At 63.9% G+C, this 20,720-nt stretch carries 14 protein-coding genes; 11 read left to right on the forward strand and 3 right to left on the reverse strand.

What is annotated here, in order from left to right; translation table 11 throughout:
* From HMPREF2734_RS11985 to HMPREF2734_RS04045, 7 genes are all read left to right on the forward strand, one after another.
* Positions 1-1,699 (forward strand): hypothetical protein (locus HMPREF2734_RS11985; protein WP_168163599.1); only part of this gene is annotated, 1,699 nt, incomplete at its 5' end.
* Positions 1,700-1,954: 255 nt separating this feature from the next.
* Positions 1,955-2,638 (forward strand): hypothetical protein, encoded by a 684-nt coding sequence (locus HMPREF2734_RS04020; protein ID WP_070422429.1) that lies wholly within the window; start codon positions 1,955-1,957, stop codon positions 2,636-2,638.
* A 306-nt stretch (positions 2,639-2,944) separates the two neighbouring features.
* Positions 2,945-4,012, forward strand: a complete 1,068-nt coding sequence (locus tag HMPREF2734_RS04025; protein WP_070569437.1) for an ATP-grasp domain-containing protein — start codon at positions 2,945-2,947, stop codon at positions 4,010-4,012.
* Positions 4,013-4,091: 79 nt separating this feature from the next.
* Positions 4,092-5,438, forward strand: coding sequence for a phosphate acetyltransferase (gene pta / locus HMPREF2734_RS04030; protein ID WP_070569440.1), 1,347 nt, complete (start codon positions 4,092-4,094; stop codon positions 5,436-5,438).
* Positions 5,439-6,641 carry an acetate kinase gene (locus HMPREF2734_RS04035; protein WP_070451088.1) on the forward strand — a complete coding sequence of 401 codons (1,203 nt, stop codon included), beginning with the start codon at positions 5,439-5,441 and terminating at the stop codon, positions 6,639-6,641. It abuts the gene before it with no gap.
* 99 nt (positions 6,642-6,740) lie between these two features.
* On the forward strand, positions 6,741-9,998 hold the full coding sequence (locus HMPREF2734_RS04040; protein WP_070569443.1) for a YPDG domain-containing protein: 3,258 nt from the start codon (positions 6,741-6,743) through the stop codon (positions 9,996-9,998).
* Positions 9,999-10,004: 6 nt separating this feature from the next.
* Positions 10,005-12,440, forward strand: coding sequence for a hypothetical protein (locus HMPREF2734_RS04045; protein WP_070569446.1), 2,436 nt, complete (start codon positions 10,005-10,007; stop codon positions 12,438-12,440).
* Positions 12,441-12,607: 167 nt separating this feature from the next.
* Here the strand turns inward: HMPREF2734_RS04045 and HMPREF2734_RS04050 are convergent, their stop codons facing one another.
* Genes HMPREF2734_RS04050 through HMPREF2734_RS04060 form a run of 3 tightly spaced genes read right to left on the reverse strand, consistent with a single transcriptional unit; the run spans position 12,608 to position 17,464 of the window.
* Complete coding sequence (locus HMPREF2734_RS04050; RefSeq protein ID WP_070569449.1) at positions 12,608-15,016, reverse strand: serine/threonine protein kinase; 2,409 nt, start codon at positions 15,014-15,016, stop codon at positions 12,608-12,610.
* Positions 15,009-16,070 carry a glutamate ABC transporter substrate-binding protein gene (locus HMPREF2734_RS04055; protein WP_246816778.1) on the reverse strand — a complete coding sequence of 354 codons (1,062 nt, stop codon included), beginning with the start codon at positions 16,068-16,070 and terminating at the stop codon, positions 15,009-15,011. The genes HMPREF2734_RS04050 and HMPREF2734_RS04055 overlap by 8 nt, the downstream gene beginning before the upstream one ends.
* A complete protein-coding gene (locus HMPREF2734_RS04060; RefSeq protein WP_083279425.1) occupies positions 16,067-17,464 on the reverse strand; it encodes a hypothetical protein in 1,398 nt (465 codons plus the stop codon). Before HMPREF2734_RS04060 ends, HMPREF2734_RS04055 begins: the two co-directional genes overlap by 4 nt.
* A gap of 42 nt (positions 17,465-17,506) precedes the next feature.
* On the opposite strand from HMPREF2734_RS04060, the gene HMPREF2734_RS04065 reads away from it, so the two are divergent.
* From HMPREF2734_RS04065 to HMPREF2734_RS11530, 4 genes are all read left to right on the forward strand, one after another.
* Positions 17,507-17,986: an NUDIX hydrolase gene (locus HMPREF2734_RS04065; protein ID WP_070422437.1), complete on the forward strand. Its 480-nt coding sequence runs from the start codon at positions 17,507-17,509 to the stop codon at positions 17,984-17,986.
* Entirely contained in the window at positions 17,979-18,902 is a 924-nt protein-coding gene (locus HMPREF2734_RS04070; RefSeq protein WP_070482304.1) for an ABC transporter ATP-binding protein, read from the forward strand. Before HMPREF2734_RS04065 ends, HMPREF2734_RS04070 begins: the two co-directional genes overlap by 8 nt.
* Complete coding sequence (locus HMPREF2734_RS04075; protein ID WP_070422439.1) at positions 18,895-19,626, forward strand: ABC transporter permease; 732 nt, start codon at positions 18,895-18,897, stop codon at positions 19,624-19,626. The genes HMPREF2734_RS04070 and HMPREF2734_RS04075 overlap by 8 nt, the downstream gene beginning before the upstream one ends.
* A 179-nt stretch (positions 19,627-19,805) precedes the next feature.
* Positions 19,806-20,717 (forward strand): endonuclease domain-containing protein, encoded by a 912-nt coding sequence (locus tag HMPREF2734_RS11530; protein WP_167594470.1) that lies wholly within the window; start codon positions 19,806-19,808, stop codon positions 20,715-20,717.
* Positions 20,718-20,720 lie beyond the last annotated feature (3 nt).

Genomic DNA, 20,720 nt, shown 5'->3' on the forward strand with positions numbered 1-20,720 from the left:
GGTTGAGGTTCCGGTCAACGGCCACGAGAAGGGCAAGGACGACAACGGTTCCGAGACACAGCCGGGTGTTAAGACCACGGTTGATGATTCGAATGTGACTCCGGTTGATCCGACCGATCAGGAGCAGGACACCGGTATCAAGGTCACTAACCCGGATGAGGACACCAAGGTCTCGGCCAAGGATGAGGACGGCAATGACGTCCCGGTCAAGATCGACGAGGACGGCAACGTTGTTGTCACCCCGGGTGAGAAGGTTGATGGGCCGATCGACGTGACCATCACCGATCCTGACCTGCCGGATGGCAAGGTTGAGGTTGAGGTTCCGGTCAACGGCCACGAGAAGGGCAAGGACGACAACGGTTCCGAGACACAGCCGGGTGTTAAGACCACGGTTGATGATTCGAATGTGACTCCGGTTGATCCGACCGATCAGGAGCAGGACACCGGTATCAAGGTCACCAACCCGGACAATGACACCAAGGTCACGGCCAAGGACGAGGACGGCAACGACGTCCCGGTAGAGATCGACGAGAACGGCAACGTTGTCGTCACCCCGGGCAAGAACGTTGACGGACCGATCACGGTGACCATCGAAGACCCAGACCTGCCGAACAGCAAGGCTGAGTTCGAGGTTCCGGTCAACGGCCACGAGAAGGGCCGCGACGACAACGGTTCCGACGCCTCCGGCAAGACCACGGTTGATCAGAACGACAAGAAGTCTGTCGATCCGACGGATGAGAAGCAGGGCACCGGTGTCAAGGTGACCAACCCGGACAATGACACCAAGGTCTCCGCGAAGGATGAGGACGGCAAGGACGTCCCTGTCGAAATCGATCCGAACACCGGCGAGATCGTTGTCACCCCGGGCAAGGATGTTGATGGTCCGATCACGGTAACCATCGAGGATCCGGACCTGGACGGCGGCAAGACCGAGGTCGAAATCGACGTCAACGGCCACAAGAAGGGTCGCGACGACAACGGTTCCGGCGCGTCCGACGACAAGACCACTGTCTCCCCGGGCAAGAGCACGGTCACGCCGAACGGCAAGGGCCAGAACGTTGGCAAGGTTGATCAGGGTAACTCTGACAAGAAGGGTGAACTGACGGGTGAGCTCGTCGATAAGGATGGCAACCTGATCAAGGGCGCCAAGGTCACCATTGACAAGGATGGCAACATCATTGTCTCCGTCCCGAAGGGCACCCCGGCCGGCGAGGCTTGGGTCGTCGTTAAGGAAGACGGCAAGGAGATCCACCGCTTCAAGATCCAGATCGGTGAAACCATCGACACCGGCAAGTGTGTCGCAACCTCTGTCGGGTTCGGTCTGCCGCTGATCGCACTGCTGCCGCTTGGTCTGGCAACCCAGATCGAGATCCCGGGTCTGTCCGATTTCGCCGCACAGGCGAACGCACAGATCCAGAACGCCAACACGCAGCTGCAGCAGCAGCTGGGCATCTTCAACCCGCAGCTCGCTGCACAGGTTGAGGGTCTGAACAAGCAGCTGGGGCAGTACGGCACCGACATTGCGACGGTCGCCGGTGGTCTGGCTCTGATCGCCGCTGGCATCCTCGCCGGCACGATCATCTACGACAACTGCACCCCAGGTGGTGGCTCTTCCGTGAAGGACCTGGAACTGAAGGGTTCTTCCGGCAAGACCTACGCCGGCTCTTCCAAGGAGGAGAAGGCACAGCCGAAGAAGTAATTCGGTAGCCCAACGCCTTCAATGAAGGCGCCTTCCTCGAAACGCCGTTGCCCCGCTCACCAACCCGGTGGGCGGGGCAACGGCGTTTGGTGCTGTGATTGTCCTTACTTTAATTAAGCGGGTGTCCGATTGGTCGTGTATCGCAAGGCAACTGAGCGAGCTAGGAAATGACAGAAAAGCGTGACATTGGACAACTTGCACTGCCTGTAGGCTATCTAGCCAATAAATCTAGAAGTAAGATAACAAGGATGTCCCGTGGAGAAACGTGCCCTCGAGGCTGCCTACAGAAACCTCAATGAGGATCATTACGTCCTCTATGTGGATGAAACATATAACCGGCCAGAAGAAAACCTCGGCCGTTCCTTTTATTTGATTTGCGGGGTCCTAATTAGTGCCAGGTTCTTGGATGCCACTCGAGAGGACATACGTGAGATTGTTGATGGAGGATACTGGCACACTACGGAAGCATTGCAGAGTGCCGAGGGGCGGCAAAAGGCTGAGGGGCTGCTCACATACTGCAATGATGTCGGCGACCAACATATTTTTGCCTACAAAAAGGACTTGACTCAAATAGGTGAGGAAAATGAGGTGTCGGTTGCTCAAGCGCGTGATGATTGCTTAAAGGCGTTGTTAGTAGCCGTCCAGCAGAATTACCCTGGAACCCGGCTTGTCGTGATGGAAAAACGACAAAGGCACACGGAAAATGATGCTGACCGTCGTCTGATAAAACACTTACGCTCTGTCGGTGCAATATCGCGCTATACGCAGGTTCTTCATGAATCGCCCAAGGAAGAACATCTGCTGTGGCTCCCCGACCTTTCGGCCATGGCCCTCCGGCGTTCAAAAACGCACCATGACCGGACCGGGCTTTATTTCAAGCTTTATCTTGAAGACCATTCGTTCGTTATTGATCTAGATAAGAAAGTTGAAAATGAATGATCCCGCCGGCCAGCAGCTCGACGGGATCTGGGCGGTTCGCTGTCCCCAGAAACTTCTGGCGAGGGCGTCGCCTCTGTCTAGAGGATAGCCTGACGCTATATGTATTTTCTATTACGGACGCAAGGGTCGTTTGACCAGTGCGAACGATCGACTAAGGCGGTTTTCGTACCCCATGTTGGGGGTGGATAATGTCTTGGGGGCTCAGTGGGGACTCAGTCGTGAAGTGTCGAGCGGATTTATTGAGCCTCTTTTTGCACGTGCTCTCGGCTACCTGCGCGACATATAAGTGTGGGACAATCTGGCGTTATGACTGTTCCATCTTCTGCACAGCGTCGCGCGCTGATCCTTGGCACGTCGCCGATGGCCCGCGAGCTTGAGCAGGCTTACCAGCGCCTCGGGTTTGAGACTCAGATTGGTGCTGTGTCGCTGGCTGATCAGTTCCACCCGGACATCATTGTGACCACGGGGGATTCGCCGGACACGCTCGAAGAGGTTGAGGTGGCGGCGGAGGCTGCCGGGGCGGCGGTGGCGCCGTCGACAAGCGCATGCCGCCGTACTGCGGACCGCATGGCGGTGCGCACCCAGGCGAGCGAGGAACTGGGTTTGCCCACGCTGGATTGTGAGTTTGTGACCACGCCGCAGGAAATGCAGGACGCGGTGGAGCGCCTCGGGTTTCCGTGTGTGGTGAAGTCGCCGAAATCCCGCGACGGGCAGGGATTTTCCACGGTGCACAGCAACGCCGACCTTGCGGAGGCCTGGAGTATCGCCTCGGAAGGGGAGGGTGACGGTGTGGTGGTGGAGCGCTACATCGACTTTGATTTCGAGGCCACCATCCTCGCGGCGCGCTCCATCGACCCGAACACGGGCGAGTTGGCTACGTGGTTCTGCGAGCCGATCGGCACCCGCCACCGCGAGGGCAAACTGGTGGAGGCGTGGCAGCCTGCGCCGATGCCGGAGGCCGCGATGGACAACGCGCGCTCGATTGCCGCGCGCATCATGGGTGGGCTTGCAAGTTGCGGCGTGTACTCCATTGAGCTGTTTGTCTCTGGCGACGATGTCTACTTCTCCCAAGTCACCCCACGCCCGAGCCGTGATGGGTTGGTCACGCTTGCCACGCAACGCGTCAACCAGTTTGATCTGCAGGCGCGTGCGACGCAGGAGTTGCCCATCGATTCGACGCTGGTCAGTCCCGGTGCCGTGCGCTTCCTGCCGGGGGTCACGCCCTCGCTGGAGGCTATCGCCGCCGCGATGGAGGTGGAGGAGACCACGGTGCGCATGTTCGGCCCGGATGTGTTGATTCTTTCCACCGCAGATTCGGCCGCAGAGGCGCGTGTGCGTACCGACGACGCGGCGCGCGCCATGAAGAAGATGTAGGTCACACCATATAGTGTCTCGCCGTGTCGGCAGTGCCGGTAAACTATGCACTGTTTGCCCCACAACGAAAGGTGAGACAATGTCCCAGACCCTGCTTGTAACCCTTGCAAACCGCACCTTCGAAGGCGTGGATCTGCAACAGCTCGCCGGCCGTCTCGGCCTCGAACTGGTGCGCGCCGAAGGCGACAGCGTGGCGGAGATCTTCAACTCCGGCGCACTGTTTGGCGACGCGAAACTGATCCAGGGCACTGGTGACTACAACTTTGACGGCGAGCTCGCCGCAGCTCTCGGGGTGCCCGTGGTGCTCATTACTAGCGACGACACCACCGCACCCCTGGCCAAGCGTCGCGTGGAGGAGTTCGGCGCGGTTGTGGTGTCGTCGATTAGCGGTGGCGAGGTGGAGACCTTCCAGCCCGCCGCAGTCGAGGCCAAGCCGGTCATGAGCCCGATCGTGTTCGAACATCAGCTGCTGGAGCAGGCCAAGGCCGCAGGCTCTCATGTGGTGCTGCCGGAGGGCGAGGACGACCGCATTCTGCAGGCGGCGGATCAGCTGCTGCGCCAGGGGATTGCACAGATCACGATTCTTGGCGATGTTGACGATATGAACCGCCGCGCCGCCGACCTCGGCCTGGACCTAAGCGGCGCACACCTGGTCAACCACCTCGAATCCGATCTGCTTGAGGAGTTCGCCGCCGACTTTGCGGAGCTGCGCAAGAAGAAGGGCGTGACGCTCGAGGAGGCCCGCGAGACCATGAAGGACGTCTCCTACTTTGGCACCATGATGGTACACAAGGGCCTGGCAGACGGCATGGTTTCCGGCGCCGCGCACACCACCGCGCACACGATTAAGCCGTCGTTCCAGATCATCAAAACCGCCCCGGGTGCGTCCGTGGTGTCCTCGATCTTCCTCATGGTCATGCAGGACCGCCTCTGGGCGTTCGGCGACTGCGCCGTGAACCCGAACCCGACCGCCGAGCAGATCGGCGAGATCGCCGCCGTGTCCGCCAAGACCGCCGCCCAGTTCGGCATTGATCCGAAGGTGGCCATCCTGTCGTACTCCACCGGCTCCTCCGGTGCGGGCCCGGACGTGGAGCGCGCCGTTGAGGCCACCGCGAAGGCGAAGGAACTCGCCCCGGACGTTGCCATCGACGGCCCCCTGCAGTTCGACGCCGCCTGCGACCCGGGCGTGGGCGCGAAGAAGGCCCCCGAATCCCCGGTAGCGGGCCAGGCCAACGTGTTCATCTTCCCCGACCTGGAGGCCGGCAACGCGGGCTACAAGATCGCTCAGCGCACCGCAGGCGCCCTCGCAGTTGGTCCGGTGCTGCAGGGCCTGAATAAACCGGTCAATGATTTGTCCCGCGGCGCCACCGTGCCAGATATCGTGAACACCGTAGCTATCACCGCGATTCAGGCAGGGGCGAAGTAAATGTCTTACGTACTGGTTATCAACTCCGGCTCGTCCTCGATCAAGTTCCAGATCGTCGACCCGACCTCCGACGCATCGGCAGACCCGTTCGTCTCGGGTCTTGTTGAGCAGATCGGTGAGCCCCAGGGCCGCATCACCATCAAGTACGACGGCCAGAAGCACGTCGTACAAAAGGCCGTGCCCTCTCACGCGTCCGGTTTGCAGGAGACGTTCAAGCTTCTCGACGCCAAAGGCGTCGGCCCGACCCAACTCGACATCGTCGCCGCAGGCCACCGTGTTGTCCACGGCGGCATGGTGTTCTCCGAGCCAGAGCTGATCCTGGACCCGGTCGTGGACATGATCCGGGACCTCATCCCGCTGGCGCCGCTGCACAACCCGGCCAACATCGATGGCATCGAGGTCGCCCGCGAGTTGCTGCCGGACATCCCGCACGTCGCCGTGTTCGACACCGGCTTCTTCCGCGACCTGCCCCCGGCCGCCGCGCTGTACGCCATCAACGCTGAGGTCTCCGAGCGCAACCTGATCCGCCGCTACGGCTTCCACGGCACCTCACACGAGTTCGTGTCCTCCCAGGTGCCGGAACTCATCGGCCGCGACCCGGCGCACACCCGCCAGATCGTGCTCCACCTGGGCAACGGCGCTTCCGCTTCTGCTGTGGCCAACGGCCACCCGATCGACACCTCGATGGGCATGACGCCGCTGGCAGGTTTGGTCATGGGGACCCGCTCCGGCGATATCGACCCGGGCATCATCTTCCACCTGGTGCGTCAAAGTGGCATGACTATCGACGAGATCGACAACCTCCTCAACCGCCAATCCGGCGTCAAGGGCCTGTCGGGTGTGAACGACTTCCGCGAACTGCGCGCCATGATCGAAAACGAGGACGAAAACGCCTGGCTGGCCTACAACGTGTACCTCAACCAGCTGCGCCGCTTCATCGGTTCCTACATGATCGCGCTCGGCCGCGTGGACGCCATTACGTTCACCGCCGGCGTTGGCGAGAACGATAAGTTTGTTCGCATGGATTCGCTGGACAACCTGAAGCACTACGGCATCGAGATCGATCCGGCGAAGAACGATTTGCCTAACGACGGCCCACGTATCATCTCCACCGACGACTCCACCGTGAAGGTTCTCGTCGTGCCTACCAACGAGGAGTTGGCCATCGCGCAGAAGGCCGCCGCCGTCGCCGCACGGGTATAAAAGCAAAATGTTGTAACAACTTACCCTAAGCCGATATATTGACGTGTAGTAACAACGCCCGCATTGCGGGCTGAACATACCGTCAAAGGGGATGGGCAGATGGCCGAGCAGCACCGCAACGTTTCCAGTGTGCGCCGACGTGGAACCTCAATCGCAGCATGTGCCATCGGCCTATCGCTCATCGCAGGCGCGGTGCAACCGGTGCAGGCGGCCGAAACTACGAAACCCACGGAGACCACGGAACCCGCACCGGAGCCGGTTGCAGACCCGGCGAATCCCCCCGAGGTCGACGAGGGCTGGTCTGGCGTCTCCTACCCAGCGGCTAAGGTGCGCCTTGGCCAAACCACCTCCACGCAACCTGTCCTCGGTTTCCTCGAGTCGTACATCAACAAGCCGGTGCACTACCGCTTTGAACATCCCGATGCCGTCAACCCGGCCTGGGGTGCTGAGATCGACGGCGATTCGGGCACCGTGACCATCACCCCGGATCCGTCCAAGGCTGAAGAGCTGCCGGATGAAGAGACCATCAACATCATGGCGGTGTACAAGGACGGCGACCACAAGATCGTGCCGTTCGATATCGTGCTTTCTGCGGACCCGTACTTCATGCGGGTCGAGGACCGCACCTTCTGGGCGCACAAGCGCATCAAGCCGGTTCCCGTTCGCGCACTGCGGGTTCCCGATGGCGCCACATTGACTATCGACGCCTCCACCCTCCCCGAAGGCATCACCGCCGACACCTCCCGCGCCAAGGGCCGTGTCCAGAACGTCTACCTCAAGGGCGCCCCGACTACTCCGGGCACCTACAACGTCACTGCGCGCGTGCTGGGCGAGGACGGTACCCCGCTCGTCGATACCGCAGGCAACGTCGTCACCCCCATGTTCACCATCACCGTCAAGGACACCTCGGAACTTCCCGAGCCCGTCCGGGAGAAGCTGACCACCCCGCCGGACGGCACCGTCCGGCCCGGTGAGAAGTTGGAGATCCCCGTCGACACCGAAAACGCCTCCTCCGTGGACGTCCAGGGCCTGCCAGACGGCGTGATTTACGACGAGGAAAACAGCGTCATCACCGGTACCCCGAAGGAGCCGGGCGACTACGACGTGGTCGTGGAGGTCATCACCGAAGACGACAGGTTGTTGGAGGAGCACCTTGAGATCTCGGTGTCCGTGGCTGACGGCTTCGCGTGGCATCCAATCACGGTGCGCGCTGGTGAGGATGTGGAGGCTGCGCCGTCGAGGGTGCCGTCGACAAGCATGGGCATCCGCGCCGCCGACGATGCGCCCGAGTGGGTCACCGTTGGCGTCGACGGCGTGATCAAGGCGGTCCCGCCGCGCGACCTGGCCCCGGGGGAGTACAAGTTTGGCGTGATTACCGACGACGGCACGCGCAGCACCGTCACCATCGACGTCCAACCTCCCAACACCGACGCCTCCCGCTACTGGCCCGAGTACCGCCCGGGCTACTTGCGCTACGGCGAGACCGGCAACAACAGCGCGCCGACCGCGACGCTGACCGAGGGCGGCCGCAGCTACCGCAACCAGCCGCTGCCTGCCGGCACGAAGTTCGAGATTCTGGGTGATTCCACGGGCCTTGAAATGGACAAGGACACCGGCGTGATCACGGTGACAAAGCCACGCACCGAAAACTTCGACGTCCGCGTGCGGATCACATTCCCGGATGACACCATCGCGGAGCGTTATGCGAAGTTCATCGTGGACCCCGCCCCGCACAACGTCACCTACCAGCCCGCCTACGAGCAGAACAAGGGCGCGCAGCCGGGTAAGACGGTGCTCATCCGCCAGATTGGCAAGATGCCCGAGGATGCGGAGTACGTGCTGGCCACCCCGCACACCGAACTCGAGGGCTGGGATGTTGCCGTCGACCTGGATTCCGGCCTGATTCGCGCGACCGCGCCGAAGGACAACGCCAAGCCGATCGAGGTGCAGGTCCGCGCGCTGTACTCGGACGGCACCATCGATGACGTGCCGCCGAGCGAAGGCGAGCCCAGCGCCAACCGCGAAGGCGGCGAAGCTGCCACCGTGCGTATCGACGCCCTCACCGGCGACACCCTCGCCGACGGCGTCCGCAGCCTGGAGTACAAGCCGGTATTCGACGCCGAAGGCAACATCAGGATCACCCCCACCGGCTCCGTGCCGGAAGGCACGAAGTTCGAGGCAGACGGCCTGACCACCCTGCCGGTAGAGCTTGACGAGAACACCGGTGAGATCACGATCAAGGTGCCAACCGACGCACCGGCCGACGCACCCTTCGACGTGCCGATCAAACTCACTCTGCCGGACGGCTCCACCCAGGAGGTCGTCGTACCGGTGACCACCCGCTCCGAAGCCAAAGGCAAGGCCGTGTCGTGGGCGCCGCTGAAGCTCACCGAGGGCGGCGACCCGACCACCAAACTGCCCACCGCTGCACCGGAGGGGGCGCGGTACGGGCTGGCGGCGTCGTTTAGCGAGCCCGGCTGGCGCGTCCATGTCGACGAAACCACCGGCGCCATCACCGCCGCCATTGACGGCGGCATGGCGGCGAGGAGCAACGCGCTGGCCACCCTGATCCCGATCGTGGTCACGTTCACGGACGGCTCCCAGCGCATCGTCGAGGTCCCGGCCACCGCCGTGCGTGGCGAGGCCGCCCTCACCGGCATCGAATACCTCGGCGGCAACGTCCGCGCAGGCGCGGAACGTGTACTGACCCCCACCAAGCACAAGGGATCCTTCTCCCTGGTCACCCCGGTGGAGGGGCTGCACACCGCCATCGACCCGGAAAACGGCGTGCTCACCGTCAAGGCCACCCCAGATACCCTGCCCGGCATCCGCGAGGTGCCCGTGCGTGTTAGCTTCAGCGACGGTTCGGAACTGTTCACCTCCGCGCCCGTCCAGGTGCTCACCGCCAACGGCGCGACCACCCTGGCCAAGGACGCGAAGCTGGAGAACATGCTGGTCAAGGGCACCGCTGGCGAGACCTCCCGCTTCGCCCTGACGCGCCCGGAGACCGCCATCGACCACCCGTTCTCGCTCGGCCAAACCGAATCCGACGGCTGGACCTTCGGCATCGACCACGCCACCGGCGAACTCACCGCCAGCATCCCCGCAGGTGCGGAGGGCCATGCGAAGGCCGTGCCGGTGTTCGTCGAATACCTCGACGGGTCCCGTGGCAAGTTCACGGTGACGGTGGAGGCGACACGAGCGGTGGAGTCGTCGACAAGCAGTAGCTCCGTAGACACCCACGCGATAGGCTGGATCGCCGGGCTGCTTGCCATCCTCGGCCTCATCGGGGCAGCCAACTACGCCCTGTACGAAAACCGAGAGTTTTACCAACAATTCCTAGTCTGGTGGAAGTAGGAGAACATGCGAGTACACAAGAAAGTCGCCGCCGCCGCGGTTGCCGCGAGCCTCGGTGCAGGTCTCGTAGTGCCAATACAGGCAGACGCCGTCATTGAGCAGACGCGTCCGTTCTCCGTCGACGCGAAAACCGGCGCATTCGAAGGCTTCCAAACCGTCGAAGCCAACAAGGGCCGCGTCAGCTGGCTGACCTACAACAACCCCACCTACGGCAGCCTGCCCACCGCCCTCTACATCGACGCGTTTAACGACGGCACCCGCGTCCAATACGTCGGCAACGACACCGACGTCAAAACCTCCAGCAAAAACGGCGTAGACACCATCACGCTCACGCACACCAAAAACGGCGTCGAACTCACCCGCACCTTCACCGTCACCGCCAAAGAAGTCACCGTCAACGTCGTCGCACGCAACGTCACCGACGCACCGAGCCCCCTGGCCATCGACCTCACCGCCGGCATGATGTCCTACGACTACGACCTCACCGCCACCCCCAAAAACAACGGGTACGAGGTCTCCGTCGGCGGACGCTACAACGTGCATACGCTTTTCGACGACCCCACCACCACCGCAACCGGCGACACCCTCAACAACGCGCTCGCCGGCGCCAACAACGCCAGCCGCTTCCAAACCGGCAAATGGGAAAACACCGTCGCACCAGGCGAAACCCTCGAAGCCACCGTCACCTTCCAAGGCACCGCCAGCGAAGCGCTAAAAGACACCGACGGCGACGGCTTCCCCGACGAATGGGAACGCAACGGCTTCACCTCCGCCGACGGCAAAGAATTCCCGCTCCACCGCTGGGGCGCCGACCCCACGCGCCCAGACCTGTTCCTCCAACTCAACTGGATGAAATCCGAATGGGAATCCCTGGGCTGCTCCGACAAGCGCAAGTACGCGCCCACCGAAGAAGACTTTGACAAGTTCCAGGAATGCGCCAATGCGAACACCAACGTGTACCGCCCCTCGCGCCAAACGCTGAACGACCTCGTCGACCTCTTCGACAAAGAGGGCTACAACCTGCACATCGACGCCGGCGTCTACTACAACAACATCCCCGGCCTCGAACCCCACGGCGGGCCAACCGAGGACTACGCAGAGTACTACTTCGCCGGCGAAAACCCGGCAGTCAGGATGATCAAGGACCGCGACCGCCTGCTCGGCGACCGCAAAAACATCTTCCGCGTCGGTGTCATCGGCGACAGCCAAGCCGCAGACAACCCGTCCTCCGGCAACGCCCTACTTGCCGACGGCGCCTTCTACATCGCCAAAAACGAACGCATGACCTCGCAGGAACAACTCCGCAACACCATCCTGCACGAGTTCGGCCACAACCTCGGCCTGACCCACTCGGGCTCGTCGAAAGTAAAACGCCCCGACAGTGAGTACGTCCCGCACTACGAATCGGTCATGAACTACCTCTACCAGTTCAGCGTGTTCAACTACTCCAAAGAAACCGCCACGCCCGACAGCACAAAGCCGCTGCCGGCCAAGTGCACCGACGGCTCCGTCGAATGCTTCAAGGGCAACTACAGCATCGCCCCCGACTGGGACAACCTCGACCTGGTCAACGGCGAAATCCGCAAGGCCACCGGCACCTCCGGCGTCGCCGACGAGGACCCCGACGAATCCGGCCACACCCACCCCTCCGTGAGCCAACTCGTCGCCCTGTCCGCCGAACGCAACAACGGCAAGGCGGGCCTGCGCATGCTCAGCCTGAAGGACAACCCGTCCTACATCGTGGCTAATCGTTACGACTCCCGCGTCAACGTCGAGCTCTCCAACCTCGGCATCGACCTGCACAAATTCACCCTCCAGGTGAACTACCCCGGCGGCGACTTCCGCAGGGAATACCCAGTCGAAGGCGCCCTGACCGAAAACGCAGCCCTGCCCATCGAAGTACCGATCACCAACACCATCGGCTACGACGAAGCCGAAATGCCGATCCAGTTCCGCGTCTTCAACGAGGAAGGCCTGCTTGTCGAGGACCAAACCGTCAACTTCTCCGTCCTCAACTACTCCGCCAAGGACATGCAAGACCTCATCGCCGACCTGGAGAAAACCAACCCAGAGAAGGCCGACCAGGTCCGCGACATCCTGGCCAAGCCCGACCCGTCCAAGCCGACCCTGACCCAGGCCCCGCCGATCCCAACCGCCACCAACCTGCCGGTCCTGCCCGGCCAGCGCGACCCGGCGATCACCTCCCTGGGCCCGAAGCCGACCACGCCGCGGCCAACCAAGCCTTCCAAGACGGTCTACACCACCCCTGGCCCCACCGCGACCAAACCGACCTCCACCGTCGAGCCGCAGGCCTCCGGCAGCTCTGGCAGCTCCGGCAGTGCCGATGGCTCGTCCACGCCGGGTGCGATCGTCGGCATCATCATCGCGATCCTGGCGGTGCTGGGCCTCGGCGGTGCCGCGGCCGCGTACATGAACCGCTAGCCACGCGCCGGGGCGCCCGGCCCCCGGCCTCGCGCCCCGGCCCCCGGCCCGTGGACCCAAACGGCGCATCCTACACGGTGCATTTCGTCGAAAATCAGCGAAATATGCCGTGTAGGATGCGCCGTTTAGCTTTTGACCGGCCCTACCGGCCCCACCAGCCACCACCCTCAGAACCAGGTGGCGGGGCGGACCTTGTTCGCCATGTCCACAAGCGCGTAGCGGTGCTGGGCGTAGGGGGCGACGCGGGCCTGGGCGCGCAGGGTCTGGGCGAGGCCGTGGCGGATTTCGCGTTCGGTGAAGGAGTATTCGAAAAGGGTGGGGGTGTTGGCGGAGCCTTCGGTGACCAGGTAGTGCAGGGCGGCGTCGAGGACGGCGGTCTTGATCTGCAGGAAGCGTGGCTCGGTGGTGGGGATCTGGTCGAGGCGGGCGGCGGCCTCCCGGATTTGCGCTTCGGTGGGGTCGGCGCCGGTGCCTGCGACGGGTAGGACCAGGTAGAGGATGGCGGTGAGTTGGGCCATGCGGGAGTGGCGCGAGGCGTTGGGCACCTTGTCCAGGGCCCGCAACGCCAAATCGGTTTCCCCTTCGCGCATGAGCATGCGGGCGAGGCCGAAGGCGGAGGAGACGGTGGTGGGGTTAGTGAGCCACACCAGGGAGTACAGCCGGATCGCGTGGAAGCGTAGCGCGCCGGGTTCGAGGGCGGTGACGGTCCAGGTGGGGTCCATTTGGCCGTTTTCCACCATGGCGCGAAGCACGGTGGTGGGGACGTTGGAGAGGGGGTGTTCGAGGTTGGTGGCGGTGCGGGCGAGGGAGTCGTCGATAAGCGATTGCTCTTGGAGGCCTCGCTCTTGCAGCAACAACTCGGAGACGGCGGCGAGTGCGAGTTTGGGGGCGGCCTCGCCGGGGAGTTGGTTGAGCACTTCGGAGAAGGAGCGGGTGGCGGTGGGGAAGTCGCCGAGCAGCATTTCTACGACGCCGGAGTACCAGGAGAAGCGCCAGGTGTCGCCGAAGCGGTCCTGGAGGGTGAGGAGCCAGGAGCGGGCTTGGGAGGTGAGGCCGAGGTCGATCATGGTGCGCACCACGCCGAAGGGGATTTCCACGGAGTGTTCGTATTGCGGGGTGGTCATGGCTTGGCGCAGGGTTTCCAGGGTTTCGCGCGGTTCGGCGTAGGAGGAGCCTTGGAGCATGGCGGCGCCGACGTCGTCACGGTTGATCAGCGGGGAGGGCAGGGCGGCGACGACTTCTTGTGGGGTGATGTCGACGGTGCGGGAGATGCCGTCGATGAGTTGGTCGGTGCGGAACACCAGGTGTTTGGTGCCAAAGGTGCGGCGTTGCGGGGAGAAGAGGGAGTGTTGGGCGGGGTAGGTGCGGCCGTCGTGAACCGCCACGACCTCGCGTAGTACGCCGAGGAGCTGGCTTTCCAGTTCGGAGACGCTATCAAACCTCCGCGCGGGGTTTTCGTTGCAGCACCGCGCGAGCAGCCGGTACAGGGAGGTGTATTGGCGGAAGAGTGGCTCGTCGGTGGGCGTGGGTAGGCCGGGGTCGTAGATGCCGTCGGTTTGCGGCAGGTCCACCACGAGCGAGGCGAGTGTGCGCCCCACCGTGTAAATATCGGACGCGATCGACGGGCCCTCCGTGGCCACTTCGGGCGCCTGGAACCCCTTCGTGCCGTAAATGAACCCGTAGGCGCCGATGCCGGACACCGCGCCCATGTCGATGAGTTTCACCTGGTCTTCGGTGACAATGATGTTGTCGGGCTTCAGGTCGTTGTACACCACCCCGCGCGAGTGCAGGTAATCCAGCGCGGGCAGTACTTCCAGGATGTATGCGATGGCGATGTCGGGTTCGAGCACTCCGCTTAGCGACGAATTCCTTCTCGCCCGTAGCGAAGGCCCACCCACGTACTCCATGACGGTGAAGCCTCCGGGGACGCGGGGGTCGTCGATAAAGTTGAAGATTTTCACGATCCCGGGGTGGGTGATGTCCGCCAGGAACTCGCGCTCCGCCTCGGCGGCCGCGGCCTCGTCGGGGTTGTCGGTGGAGTGCAGGCCCTTGAGCACCACCACGCGCCCGGCCACGTAGTGGTCCTGCGCGAGGTAGATCCAGCCCATGCCGCCGTGCGCGATCACGCCGGTGATCTCGTACTGGCCAGCCACGATGTCGCCGGGGTGCAGCACCGGCGGCGCAATGCCCTTCTTCACCACGGCTGGCTCCGGGTCGATCAGCGCCTCGCGTGGTTCGGTTGGCTCCACCCACGGCAGTTCCACCATGCCGTCGGCGATGATGCGGCTGGCGCGCCGGGTGCCGCGGCGTTCGCGGAAGGTGTCCAGCGCAGCTTGGCGCGAGCGTTGCGACGTATCCTCGCGCCCCGACCCCTTACGCAACTTGTCCAGGTCTTTGAGCAGCCCGGCCATTTCGCCGAGGCCGGCGTATTCGGCGTCGGAGTCGTCGTCAAGATCATCATCGTCGGCGAAGGGGTCGAAGGCGACGGCTTCGGTGCCTGGTTCATCATCCGCGAAGGGGTCGAAGGCGACCGCTTCGGTGGGCTGGACGTCGTCGTGGTCGTGTGGCTTAGCCATCGTTGTCCTCCTTCCGGTACCGCAGCGGCGGCGGTGAGGATTCAGCTATAGACCCGCCGAGCCACGTGTTGTACAGGGTGTACCAGGAGCCGTCGTTACGCATCCGCTCCAGGGTGGCGTTGACCTGGCGCACCAGATCGTCCTGCCCCTTGGCCACGCCGACGCCGTAGTACTGGGTGGCAAACGCGCCTTCCAGAATGGTCGTGTGCGGGTCCTGCGCGGCCAGGCCGGCGAGGATCGCATCATCCGCCACGATCGCCTCCGCCCTAAACTGCTGCACCGCCATCAGGCAATCCGACCAGGAGCGGGTGCGCAAAATGTTCGAATCCGGCACGTAGGTTTTGGCGATACGCAGCAGGTTTGTCCCGTCGACGATGCAGGCGGTGCGCCCGGCGAGGTCCTCCAAGCTATTCACGTCGCGGTCTTTGGGCACGAGCACTCTTACCGACGACGTCAGGTACGGCGTAGAAAACTCAATCACCTCAGCCCGCTCGGGCGTAATCGACATCGTCCGGATAATGATGTCCACCTCACCCGAGTTGAGCGCCTCCGTGCGGGCCGCCGAATCGACGAAGCGGAAATCGACGCGCAGGTCCTGATCGTCCTCGAAGATGTCGTGGGCGATCGCCCGGGCCAGGTCCACCTCTAACCCACGCAAACGGCCGGAATCCGTGTCCCGGTACGACAACAAGTACAGGGACTGATCAATGCCGACGATGATGCGGCCGCGCTGGCGGATGCGCTCCACGTTCGGCTTCGGGGCCTCCTCCTCGGCACCGTCCGCTTCACTTCCAGCGCCCCCGCGCGGGTCCAACGACCCCTCCCACTCGAACTCGTCCGGCGTGAACGGGTCCGCCGGGGGACCGGCCGCCGGATCCAACTGGGCGCCCGGCGGCAGCGGCACCATCTCGCGGGTCGGCGACGGCGTTTCGATCGTCGCCGATACCTTCCCCTCATGCCCCTCACCGCCGGCGCACGCCACCAACGACGGCACCGCAAGCGCCGCCACCGCACACGCCGCAACCACACGCGAGCCGAACCGAGCGCGCATCATAGGTACTCACCCAACCTGCGGCGGATGCCCCACCAGATACACACCACTGCCAGCACGGACAGTAGCGCCACGGCGGCGGAGACTCGCCGGGTCGCGTCCAACGACTCCGCAATGTAGAGCCGCGTGTTCTCCCTCGAGGACGCAATCAGTTCCGCCAGGGACCCGTCGAGGCCACGGAAGGAGGCCTCGCCGTCGGCGTCGCTACGCGTGCTCAGCAGCGCCGCGGCCTGGTCGTAACTGCCGGAGTTCAGCGCCCCGACCAGTTCGGCGTGTTCGTTGGACCAAGCGTTGAGGTGGGAGCGGGAGTCGTCGATAAGCTGCTTGTTCATGCCGTAATCCTCCGCCGTATGCACCGCGCCGGCGACCGACGAGTAGGTCTCGGTGAAGTCGCGGGCGGACTGGGCGGCGGTTTCGCGGCGCAGCAACGCGAAGGTTTCGTCGGTGCGGGTCTCCAGGGCGTCGATGCGCGCCGCCGTGAGTTCCTCCCACGGCTGCGCCGCCCGCGCGTACGCCACGGAACCGGAGCGCCAGGACTGGAAGTTAGACACCCCGGCCCAACTGATCGCGATGAGCAGCGCCAGCGTGGCGGCGAGGAAGCCACGGTTGAAGCGGCGGCGGAACGTCAGCCACAGCCACCACTGCGCCAGCAACAGGAACCCCAGCGCCGCCAGGAAGCCGGACAGGGTCACCCACTGCGGTTGGGACAGTCGGCGCATCTCGTCGGCAACGTCCTGGCGGGTGAGCGTGTTGATCTCCTGCGCCGCCGACAGCATCCGCGTACGCATAATCGCGCTGGCCTGCGACATGTACGCCACGCCCACCGGGTTGCCCATGCGCTGGTTCACCTGCGCCCGCGCGTTCAGGCCGCTGTAGACGGGCAGGTCGCGCTGGATGTTAATCACCAGGTCCTCGATCTCCCGGCTCGAGGCAGAATCGGCCTCCACCGCGCCCTTGTAAATCTCGGAGGCGGAACTGACCGCCTGGTCCAGCGCCGCCGTATAGGTGCGCATGTCGTCCTCCGACATAGGCCCCGCCTGCACGTAGGACCCCGCGGCGATCGTATCCGCCCGCAGCAGCGACGTGGACAGCACGTGCGCCGCCGCACTCATCGGCTCCGTGGCATTCAGCACCGTGTCCAGCGACTGGTTGCGCAGCGACATGGACTGGCTCATGGACAGCCCGGCCGCCAGCATCGAGGTGGTCAGCACCACCATCACTACGATCAACTTGCCGGGCGTGGTCTGTAGAAACGCCTTGCCCCGGCGCCCCATCGCCATCGGCCGCACAAGCCGCCCTTGCAAGAAGCGGGCACGTTCGCGGCGCGGCTCCAGCTCATCGAGCCATGCGTCCGCGCTCGTCTCCTCCAGCCCCGCAGCCGAGGCCGTCGCCCGCATTACCATTCCGCAATAATAACCGCTTCCACCTACAGTGGGGGCATGCTTGGCGACGGAAACGGCTGGGTCACCGCACCCAACGGCACAAAATTCTGGGGTCTTCACGGGGCCGCTGGCCTCTTCCTTATCGCGGGGACCGGCGAAAACGCGCGTGTGCTGCTGCAACACCGCGCCGCCTGGACCGCTCAGGGCGACACGTGGGGTATCCCCGGCGGCGCGATCGATTCGCACGAAACCCCCGCCGAGGCCGCCATCCGCGAGTCGGTGGAGGAGTGTGCGATTGACCCCGGGGAGGTGGCGGTCGTCGATACGCTGCGCACTGCGGAGTTCCCCAACTGGTCCTACACAACAGTGCTCGCGCTTTGCGACGAGCCCCTGCCCACCACCCCCAACGAAGAATCCGAAGAACTGCGCTGGGTCCCCCTGGACACCCTGCGCGATTTTCCGCTGCACCCCGCCTTCGCCGCCTCCCTAGACACGGTGCTTGCGCGCGCGATGGTGCATACTAAACCGCATGATTGAAGTCCAAGGACTGACGAAACGCTACGGCTCCGTCCAAGCCGTCGATGACCTCACCTTCACGGTCAAACCCGGTGTGGTCACCGGCTTCCTCGGCCCCAACGGCGCCGGCAAATCTACCACCATGCGCATGATCCTGGGGTTGGATAAGCCCACCTCGGGCCATTCGCTTATCGACGGCACCCCCTACCGCAACATCCCCAACCCCACCCGCAAAGTCGGCGCCCTCCTCGACGCCAAGGGGGTCCACCCCAACCGCTCCGCACGCGCCACCCTGCTCTGGCAAGCCCAGGCAGCCGGCATTGCGCGCAAGCGTGTCGACGAAGTCCTCGACCTCGTCGGCCTCACCGACGCCGCCAGCAAACGCGTCGGCGGATTCTCCCTCGGCATGGGCCAACGCCTCGGCATCGCCGCCGCACTGCTCGGCGACCCCGAATACCTCATCCTCGACGAACCCGTCAACGGCCTCGACCCCGCCGGCATCCGCTGGGTCCGCGGCCTACTGAAGTCCCTGGCAGCGGAGGGCCGCACCGTGCTCGTGTCCTCCCACCTCCTCGCCGAGATGGCCCAAACCGCCGACAACCTCATCATCATCGGCCGCGGCCGCCTCGTCGCCGACACCTCCGTCGCCGAATTCATCCGTAACAACTCCGGCGTGACCACCGTGGTGCGCGCCGCAGACACGCAGGCGCTCGAAGCGGCGTTGGGTGGGGTGCCGTTTAGGCGCGTCGTCGATAGTGAAGGGCGCGCGACACTCGAAATCGCCGACCGCACCTCCGACGACATCGGCGCCCTCGCCTTCGCCGCCGGCATCCAACTCGCCGAACTCACCGAACGCCGCGCCTCCCTCGAAGAGGCCTACATGCACAGCACCCAAGACCAAGCCCAGTACGTATCCGCGGAGGCCCCCAATGCATAACCTCATCCAAGCCGAGTGGACCAAACTGCGCACCACCGCATCCTTCTTCTGGACCACCGGCATCACCCTGGTCATCTCCGCCCTCTACGGCCTCCTATTCGGCTACGCCTCCCGCACCAGCGGCATGCCCTACGCGCCCCTGACCGTCATCGCATCCGTGGCCACCACCATCGCCATCATCGTGATCGTGCAGGCCGCCATGACCGTCACCACCGAATACCGCTACGGCATCCCCGCCACCAACTTCCGCGTCGTCGCCCAACGCTGGCAACTCGCCGTAGCGAAGGTGCTGCTCGGGGCCGTATTGGCCGCTGTCGTGGCGCTGGTCGCGCTGGTGCTCGCCTTCATTCTTGGCGACCTCACCGCCTCCGTCCCCGCCAACTGGACCACCAACCCCGCCACCCAACGCGCCCTCTGGGCCGTCCCCCTCGGCATGGCGCTGATCACCATGTTCACCCAGGGCGTCGGCTGGCTGGTGCGCAACACCTCCGGCACCATCGTGGCCTGCATCAGCATGATGCTGCTGGTAGAAACCATCGTCGGCTTCATCCCGCGCTTCGGTGCCGACGTGGCCAAGTTCCTGCCCTTCGGCAACCTCACCTCCTTCATGGTCAACCAGCCCAACGGCCACTGGGGCCTCGGCGTATCGCTGCTGGTCTTCGCCGTGTGGGCGGTGGGGCTCTGGATCGCGGGCCTGGTGGCGCTCGAGTCCCGCGACGCGTAGGGGTTCCGCGCTGGTGCCGCCACCCCGGCGCGCCACCTCCCGCAAACGGCGCATCCTACACGGCGCATTTCGTCGAAAATTAGCGAAATGTACCGTGCAGGATGCGCCGTTTAGCTTTGAGACACCCCGCGCCGCACCCTACTGCGCTACACTCAAGCGCGTCTCGGGGAGGGGGCAACATGATTAGACAAGATTTGGTGGGGAAACTAGTTGGACGCGGCAAGGCTGCTGAACAAGTTTGTGTGAAGCTGTCGTCGACAAGGTTTATCGCGCGCACGGAATGGGTAAAACTGAAGCCCCACGAACAACAGTTCCTACGGTGCTGGGCAGCGGGGGCGGCGGCACACACGTCGATACTGGTGGGACGTGCTGCGGCGACGGCGCACGGAATGTGGGTTCTGCCCCGCACGTTTGAGGTGGAGATGGCAAACCCGAAGGGGCGCGTTCCCCGACACTCGCAGCGTCCTTCGGGCGTTACCTATCGACGAATCGTCGTACCAGGCATGGACATCACCGCGTTAGGCCAGAACGACGAGGTGAAACTCACGACCCCGGTGCGCACGGCAGTCGACATTGCTCGGTGGCACGGCGTGAAAGAAGGCGTGGTCGCGATGGACAGCCTGTTCTTCGGGAAACTCGACGCGTTCAAGGGGGGCATCCACACTGAGCTGGAGGAAACAATCCACCGCCTTAGCGGTAACCGCGGCATTGAACAGGCCCGAGAGGCGTTTGGGCAATTGTCGATGCTGTCGGAGTCTCCGTATGAGACGCTCGTTCGCCTTCTGCTTCGGCGCGTCGGTGTCGTGGCGCAGGAGCAGATGCGCATCGGCAAATACCGGGTGGATTTGCTGTGGGGCCAGCTGGTCATTGAGGTCGACGGTGCCATCAAGTTTGAGGAGGATGCGTCACGTGCCGCTCAACAGCACATTCATCGTGAAAATCAGCTTCGGGAGGCCGGCTACTGGATCATCCGCATCACGCCTAAAGAAATATGGGCGGATGAGGAAAAGGTGCTTCACCGCATTGTTGCGGCAAAGCGTCGTTCGGAGAAGATCGGCCCGGCGTCGGTTGAGGCTCTGCCCGCGTGGTGAGGC

The sequence above is a fragment of the Corynebacterium sp. HMSC055D05 genome (assembly GCF_001810365.1).
Classification (GTDB): Bacteria; Actinomycetota; Actinomycetes; order Mycobacteriales; family Mycobacteriaceae; genus Corynebacterium; species Corynebacterium coyleae.